The organism is Paenibacillus prosopidis, from assembly GCF_003337375.1.
Taxonomy (GTDB): domain Bacteria; phylum Bacillota; class Bacilli; order Paenibacillales; family Paenibacillaceae; genus Pristimantibacillus; species Pristimantibacillus prosopidis.
Window position 1 is genome coordinate 1 of record NZ_QPJD01000038.1, and the last position, 8,026, is coordinate 8,026.

The window sequence follows — 8,026 nt, forward strand, 5'->3', positions numbered from 1 at the left end:
TTTTAAGCACTCTTTAGAAAAGGAACTAACGGTGGTTGACGAGCAACTTAGGAAGATGATGTTTTTGAAATACTGTAATTGGTTCAATCTGAAGGTACGATAAGAGTCCAACAAGCACTCAAGTGAGTGCTTTTTTTGTGGCTAAAGAAGTTCAAAAAAATTGAAACCTTCCGTAATAGGATCGTGATCTCCCTTATAATGGTTATAGCTAAATTGAGGAGGAATGTTTATGTCGAATTTTCACTTCATGATTGAAGGAGACAAAGAGTCAGGCAAGTACATTGTTCATGAGATAATCAACGGTGGCTCAAGGCAGATTTTTGAGATTAATGAAAAGTACTATGGTGGATTAAAAGCATCTAGACAGAAAATTGGGGAACATTTGCAAAAAAGGGGATTCCACTTAAACGACGCTTTTTCTCACCAGTGTGTAAAACCAGGAAGGGGAAGTAACCCGATCCATGAATGGACTGTAGAGGAATATATTATAGGTGTCCCTCAAAAAAGGTGATATGCTATCGTTCTGCGAATATACATGAGTACCATTATCTGTGAGGAGAGAAAAATGAAGAATAATAAATTTTTTATTCCTCTCGTCGTTATATTGATCTTTATTTTTACTTCTATCATTCTTTTTATATGGCTAGTGCAACAAAATAAACCTCTGTATGATCAAATTGGAAAGGTAATTTCAGAATCTGATTCGGGCTACAGTGAATTAATACATATACATGCAGATAGAGAGCGAACAATAGCATTTTATATAACTAATAATTCAGAGTTATGCGTTGTATTACTACAGAAAAAACTTCGTGGATATGAATTGAGTGATTATATCAACAAAACTCCAATGTCTACAGATCAAGGTTTAAGCTGGCAGGGATCAGAAAATCAAGAATCAAATATTCATATGCTTTATGGCGTTGTTAAAAATCCGGAAATAACTCAGATTCTTTTGATAAGTGAGGGTGACAAGACGGCTCATATTATTAAAAATGACGAATATTCCATATGGTATTCCTTGGTCGAAAACGAATTGAAGATGCCTATTACTATTCGGGCAACGAACAAGGAAGGAAAAATATTGTTTGAAACTGGTGATATTGGTTTTTGGAATGATTAGAACTCATCCTTCATTACGCTCCCATGGAAGAACGCAATTACTTCCATAATCTGTGGTGTCGCTTGAGCGGCATGGATGGCTAACGGACACGATAGTTGATGGATGAGCAGGCGCTATTTTTTCGTTACACTTACGGTTTAGGATAGTTCAAAAACCACATGGGTAAAATAGCTAAAAAATGATGGAGGATTTCCCAATGTGGTGGAGATGTATCATATTGATTTGGGCATTAGGGCTAACCAACTTTACAGTAATGGAATGTATGGAAAGCTTACAGCGAAGAGTCACCAACTCAATACAATGCTGAAATTCAACGTAAGTGCTTGGAAGAGGTTCTTATTTTTGAGCTTCGTCCTAAAATTTTGAGCATAATTAGAAAAGAGTATGGTGAGTATCTCCTCGATAACGCTCGAATTTTGCCGATTAAGAAATCCGGTAAATATCCTCAGCAAGAATTCATATTTAAAGGAAGAGTTACGAAACAAGATTCAACCTCGGATATAATTAGAATTACTTTTAAAGCTGGGTTTGGCGGATATAAAGTGAGTGATTTTCATGCCCAACGCTTGAACTAACGGGTACGATAGCAATAAAATAGTGGCAGTCTAGGACTTGCGCGCCTAGCCAAGCTAGGCACAACTTGCCGGTGAGAGTCCGGCCGGAGTAAAGGCCAAGCTGCTCCGTAGCTAACAGGCGGCTTGGAAGAGAGATCTTCCGGTCGAAGCCCTGTGATGTGAATCTGCAGGCCGTAACATGAAGCTGTGAATCCTGCCGCACCGTCAACTGCACCCAAAAATGGGACAAGAGAGTGCCGAGCCCCGAGGTCCTGGGCGAAGGCCATGGAACGCGCCAAGAACTTGGAAACAGCGCGGAAGAACTCTCCGGTGTAAAGGGATCGGCATGTAGAGACAGTTGTGCTTGGAACTAGGGAGACCCTCCCCTGCACGGCGCAAGCCGTAAAGAACAATCCTATAAGTCGAAAGATGAAATGGAACGTTGCAGGAAGGGAGTCGGAGGGGGTCGTAGTACCAATGAAGCAAGGACAACATAACCTTGCGGAGGAAAGGACCCCTGCTTCGTTCATGTGTGTGAAGGAGGTACGAGCGAGTGAATGCAGTGAAACCTGCTAACTACACCAAAGCAAAAGTTCAACAACTCCAGAACACACTCTACCTTGCGGCCAAGGTTGACCCCAAGAGAAGGTTTCATGCGCTATACGACAAAGTGTATCGTGAAGACATTCTACGAGAAGCATGGAAACGAGTTAAGGCGAACGGAGGAAGCGCCGGGACTGATCGGATAACGATTCAATACATCGTTCAGGAATATGGGGAGGAACAGCTCATTCAAGAAACGAGAGAGCTACTTGTCAACGGTAAGTATCGTCCCTCCCCGGTTCGGAGGAAAGACATTCCGAAACCGGATGGAAAGATGAGACCGTTAGGCATTCCCACAATTCAAGACCGACTCGTCCAGATGGCGACCAAGATGGTGACGGAACCGATCTTCGAAGCGGATTTTCGGGACTGTTCGTACGGATTCCGCCCGAAACGTGGCGCGAAACAAGCCATTGAGAAGATCCGTCGCACGACGAAGGATAACCCGATCTACTGGGTGGTGGATGTAGATATCCCTGGATACTTCGACAACATTCCCCATGACAAACTGATGCTGCTTGTTGCTCAACGCATCAGCGACCGACGAATTCTGAAGTTGATACGCGGATGGCTCACAGCCGGAGTCATGAAAGATGATCAGTTTTATGACACGGAGATCGGGAGCCCCCAAGGCGGAGTGATCTCACCACTGCTTGCAAACATCTATCTGAACTACCTAGATACGGTGTGGGAAAAGCAGTTCACTCATCTTGGAACACTCGTCCGATACGCTGACGACTTCGTGATCCTCTGCCATAAACGGGAGCATGCACTGGAAGCAGTGAATGTACTAAAGAATGTCTTTAGGAAACTGGAACTCTCTATGAATACGCAAAAGTCTAAGCTTGTGAACGTGTACAATGATACAGAGGGATTCGATTTTCTGGGAATGCATCACCGTAAATTACCGTGGAGGAGCAAGGGAGGGCTAGCCTACATCCTACGCAGCTTCCCATCAAAGAAAGCCATGAAGAAGATGCGGGCAAGGGTGAAGGAAATAACCGCACCAAGAAGCCGTCTTCCATGGTCGCTTCAGGACATGGTGAAAGAATTGAACCCAGTCATTCAAGGATGGCGGGGATACTACGGTAAGATTGACCCAGCGGTCTCCAACCGTTTTCTACAGAAGATTGATTGGCACATTCGCAGAAGATTGTTTATCTTCCTACGTAACAAGCACAAACGGAAATTTCAGAGATGGGGACCAGAAGTGAGCGATGCCTTGACTAAGAGTGGCTTGACAACCGCTTCCTCCTGGGGACACTGTAATGCTCGAGGTGAAGAACGTCGGAAAGCCGTATGAGGGAAAACCTCACGTACGGTTTGATGAGGAGGGGCTGGATGCCCAGCCCTTCACTCTACTATTTTCTCGTCCAAGACTGTCATTTTTATTTTTAATAGGTGCTTAATCTTTCATGACTTTTCCATAGAGTATAACCTGTACGAATTTGTCTATGAATCATGTGTTTGCCATAAGTTTTTCTAAGTAAATATATGATTACCGTACGATTTAATGACTTGAGAAAAATCCACATTTCTTGTGAAGAAAAGGGAAAAACCCTTTAAAGTCAATGGATGGAAATCTTTTATGTAAAGTCTCAAGCAGTGTGACTTTACGTATAAGTTTGCCACCTTGGCAAAGAATAACTACATAATTTTTATGGCAACATTATTCCATTACGTTTAGTTCATCAAAAAATGGACATTAGGATATGTCAATTAATTGACAGTAGCGGCTCTAGAATTGCCCATATTCGCTCCTGAGGTATACCTGGATCAAGATCCTTGGATGATGAAGATAAGGTTATTCACGGCAAAGTATCTGAGTAGAGTGAAATACATTCGCCAAAATTAAACCACACCAGCTTCGGCTGCTGTGGTTTTTTGAATTCCGGGTGATGGTTGAAATGGTCCTTCTATAAAAAAACGATAAATAATACGTCAAAGTCATTAGCTGAAAGGTTTTTAAACCGAATAAAATAATCGTGTCGGTGTATGAGGTACGGTTATTTTATTTTTCCAATTTCGAAAGAGAAGAGGGTTAGAGATATTGAAAAATGTAAACCAGCAGTCGCGTTAAGCTAACGGGCAGTATACTAAAAAAATTGTGTTCTAACTATGGCTTGGTTAATGGTAAAATTAAACAATGTGAAAAGAAGGGGAGTAAATTATTTTGCAGAAGCTAAATCTCATCGGTTTGATACTTATTATTGCTGCAATGCTGTGTGCATGCTCAAAGGATGTATCCAACCAACCGGAAACAGAAATAACAAAACAAGTTGAAGGAACTGCTTTGCACGTGGAGCCAATCGATTTATTTGCCGGAGAGGCACGGAAGTTCCAACCTTTTCTTGGCACGATGTCGGGTGCAGTGAAATTGAAGTACGGCGGAAACAAAAATGATATTTCTGCTAAAATTGAACTTTGGGAAAACGGAACGAAAACGAAGACATACAGTTCCATTGGCACCTCAATGCAGGATTCACAAGATAAGACAAAGGACTATGAAGGCGAATTTATTGCATCGATTAAGACAGTTTCAATTGAAGGCAGTAAACCACTGTATGAGATCACAACAGCTTTTGCGGATAAAAACGGTACGGCATCAAGTATTACATACATCGATCGTGATATTAGAAAAGGAAGCAATACTATCCAACTAAATAAAAGCTTGGATGTCTCAGAAAATGACGAGGTTGCCGTATGGGGGATGCAGGCCACAGATAAGAATGAGTGGGAAACCATTGATTTAACTCCGGAGCGATTGAAAAACGCAAAATGGGCTTTGATATTTAAGTTATCTGTAAACTGACAAACCGTGTTTTATTACGCTAACGGGTACGATAGTTAAATTGACTGCTGCTCGGCGGACTAATCGTAAGATAGAACAACGGTTTATATTCAACTAAATCCTTTTTGGTAAAATCCCATCAACTAAATACATAAGAAAGGTGTTTCATATGCAGTCCAAATTAGTTCCATTAAGAATCCCTCCTGGTTGGATGGTTAATTTCAACCAATTTACTGAAGCAAATCCAGATGCTTTTAAAAATGATGATTATGAATATAAGTGGGAGTTTAACGAGGATATTTTACAGTTTGATCATATAAAAAATAATAGAACTGTAGATTTAGGCTGGTACCCTGAATTTAATCCCAAAGGAAAGTATAAGATTGTCCTAATAAACTCATCTGACCCAGATTGGCAAAATCCTATTTATAAGTTTTTATCGAGAGATATTAATGAAATCATAGAAAAAATTGAATATGTTTTAGAAGAAGTATCAAACGGAAGAATTTAGTTAAGCTAACGGATACGATAGCTCCATAAACAACTAGAACAAGGCTGCCGTTCGGCAGCCTCCATTACGTTAACGGGCAGGATTGTTTAATTAAAAGGAGTTGAGAAAATACGCACTCACTGTACCCAGCACTTCCCATGAAATTAAAAAAGTCATAATATATGAAACCGAAGATAATGGAGTATATCTCTTTGTTTATCAGACACAGCAAGATGAGCCGTCGCATAATGATTATTGGTTTGAACATTTAGAGGATGCAGAACGTTTTAGCGAAGCGTATTTCCAAACATCGGAAGAAGACTGGGTTCAAATTGAGGATCCCGTTGATGGTTGCCAACATGATTTAATCAGACCGATACGGTGCACGGGAAATTCTTATGAGATACTTGAAAACAGCGTTTGGAGGAAGATCGAGCTATAGAAACAATGCCTCGCTGAACTTACGGAGAACGAGAGTAAAGAAGTTCTATCCACGAGAGAGGGGAATGCTTATTGCTGCAGAGATACATTAGATCGGACCAGGATCAATTGGAAGAGTTTATGAAAACTATGTATGTATCCAGAGGATATGTCTTTGATCCTGAAGGGTCGCATTCAGATATTAGAAGTATTGAACTTCTATATTTTGAGACCGGTGGCGGATTTTGGTTATTGAAGGAAGAACAGAGCGTTATTGGGACTATTGGTTTAAAGGGCATTGATTCTGAAAACAGAATCGGTGAAATAAAGAGGTTCTTCGTCTTACCTGAACATCAAGATAAGGGTTACGGCAAAAGCATGATGAGCCAAATAATAGAAGTTGCAAGACAAGCTGGATTAATAAAGCTGAGGTTGGACACTGAGAAACAATCTAATAAAGCGATGTCAGTGTTTCGAAGTTTTGGCTTTTATGAGATACCAAAATACAATGATAATGATATTGCTGAAATATTTATGGAATTATCCATTGTGTCATAACGAATTCAATATCCAATTACATCACGTGACTGATTCAGCGAGAAGCAGATACTAACTCCCGTGGTTCTTGCGTTGTTACGCTAAAGGGTACGATAGCATTCAACAAAAATGCAAAGGCTGCCGAGGATCGGCGGCCTTTCTTACGTATAAGGGTAGGATGATTTTTACCAAAAATTTCAGATGTTTAAGATTTTATGATTCGTTTATATTTGAGGGAGTGACAAGGGGGCTGAATGCTTGCTTAAAAATATGTAACTCTTATTGAATCATTACGCAACAATTATGACACCATAGACCATGCGGTTTTTTATCATTTTTGTGAATGTTGAATAATGAAAACGGTATGAACAGGTTCAGTTTCCTTTTGAACCCAATCTCCACGAAGCGTACTACCCAGCAAATATCTTTCTGGAGGTGTGAAATGGATAATAAGTACAATCCCTTTGATGATAAAACTATTCATACTACTCAGTCAGATAACAATACTGTTTATTATTCCGACAGACAAGGCTTTAATGATGTAATAAAGCATTATGATGCTGTAAATGGATTTTAAAATCCAAAACAACTAAATCAAACTCCAAGGTCCCTAAGACAAATAATTCGATGGTCAATAATAATAAATGTTTCAACATTTTTGGGATTTCTTATTTATGACTTAGTCAAAACCATTTTCTAACCGTTATAGCCATAGATTATTAAGCTATCGGTTACGATAGCTCCTCAAGACACAACGGCAGCCAGCCACACGATCGGCTGCCGTCCTTCATTGAAGTAGGGCAGATTAACGCAACTTTCCGTTGTTTGGAAACGCATTAATATTTATTGATCTTAGCTGATCTCACCCGAAGAGAGGAGAAATATATGAAGCTGAAGTTTATTCCATATCTCCTAGTTTTAATTTTTATCACAGGATGTTCTAAGGAGCCAACTTTGATTTATTCTGCACCAACGAACGAACAGATAATAGTATATGTTTCAGAAAATAAATTAGAGGCTCTCGATAGCATATTGATAAAGGACAGTGCATTAATATTACTGAAAAATTCATTCATTAATAACATTGTATTCGGATCAGTATGAAAAGTTATATGATCATAAGATATCTTGGGGATCAAATGGTGAAGACTTAATAACTGTGGGCAATGGAGCACCATACATTGCCATTATTATACATGATGATCTAATGAATGAAGGAGCCAAGTATATTAATGTAAAGTATTCAGATGGAACAATTAGGTCAAGAGGAATCATTGACAAAAAGGGCTTAATAATATCCAATCTTAGTCAAGCAACGGTGCAAAATATTACAATTATTAATGCCGTAGGTGAAGAAATATACAATAAATAAAGATGAGAAATAGAGCAAGTTAGACACGGCTAGGAACTAAGCTAACGGGTACGTTACTTAAAAAGGGATCGCCAACTGCTGCGCAGTCTGTGGATCCCTTTTCTTTCGCTGAAGTAACGGGAGATTAGTGGAATGA

The 8,026-nt window shown here is 39.8% G+C and carries 8 protein-coding genes; all 8 read left to right on the top strand.

What is annotated here, in order from left to right:
* Positions 1-229: 229 nt before the first annotated feature.
* On the top strand, positions 230-511 hold the full coding sequence (locus tag DFP97_RS29555) for a hypothetical protein (protein ID WP_114384246.1): 282 nt from the start codon (positions 230-232) through the stop codon (positions 509-511).
* Positions 512-565: 54 nt separating this feature from the next.
* Positions 566-1,123 carry a hypothetical protein gene (locus DFP97_RS29560; RefSeq protein WP_114384247.1) on the top strand — a complete coding sequence of 186 codons (558 nt, stop codon included), beginning with the start codon at positions 566-568 and terminating at the stop codon, positions 1,121-1,123.
* Between the two features lie 323 nt (positions 1,124-1,446).
* On the top strand, positions 1,447-1,698 hold the full coding sequence (locus DFP97_RS32410; protein WP_181873737.1) for a DUF3888 domain-containing protein: 252 nt from the start codon (positions 1,447-1,449) through the stop codon (positions 1,696-1,698).
* A 532-nt stretch (positions 1,699-2,230) separates the two neighbouring features.
* Positions 2,231-3,583: a group II intron reverse transcriptase/maturase gene (gene ltrA / locus DFP97_RS29570; protein ID WP_114384249.1), complete on the top strand. Its 1,353-nt coding sequence runs from the start codon at positions 2,231-2,233 to the stop codon at positions 3,581-3,583.
* Positions 3,584-4,453: 870 nt separating this feature from the next.
* Entirely contained in the window at positions 4,454-5,092 is a 639-nt protein-coding gene (locus DFP97_RS29575) for a hypothetical protein (RefSeq protein WP_114384250.1), read from the top strand.
* Positions 5,093-5,240: 148 nt separating this feature from the next.
* The gene (locus tag DFP97_RS29580) at positions 5,241-5,582 is read left to right on the top strand and encodes a hypothetical protein (RefSeq protein WP_114384251.1); all 342 of its coding nucleotides are present in this window, start codon (positions 5,241-5,243) and stop codon (positions 5,580-5,582) included.
* Between the two features lie 492 nt (positions 5,583-6,074).
* Positions 6,075-6,539: a GNAT family N-acetyltransferase gene (locus DFP97_RS29590; RefSeq protein WP_181873738.1), complete on the top strand. Its 465-nt coding sequence runs from the start codon at positions 6,075-6,077 to the stop codon at positions 6,537-6,539.
* Positions 6,540-6,960: 421 nt separating this feature from the next.
* The gene (locus DFP97_RS32035) at positions 6,961-7,095 is read left to right on the top strand and encodes a hypothetical protein (RefSeq protein ID WP_281271030.1); all 135 of its coding nucleotides are present in this window, start codon (positions 6,961-6,963) and stop codon (positions 7,093-7,095) included.
* The last annotated feature ends 931 nt before the right edge of the window (positions 7,096-8,026 follow it).

Coding starts and splice junctions, on each gene's coding strand:
- DFP97_RS29555 (WP_114384246.1), top strand. CDS start 230: ATGTCGAATTTTCACTTCATGATTGAAGGAGACAAAGAGTCAGGCAAG.
- DFP97_RS29560 (WP_114384247.1), top strand. CDS start 566: ATGAAGAATAATAAATTTTTTATTCCTCTCGTCGTTATATTGATCTTT.
- DFP97_RS29580 (WP_114384251.1), top strand. CDS start 5,241: ATGCAGTCCAAATTAGTTCCATTAAGAATCCCTCCTGGTTGGATGGTT.
- DFP97_RS32035 (WP_281271030.1), top strand. CDS start 6,961: ATGGATAATAAGTACAATCCCTTTGATGATAAAACTATTCATACTACT.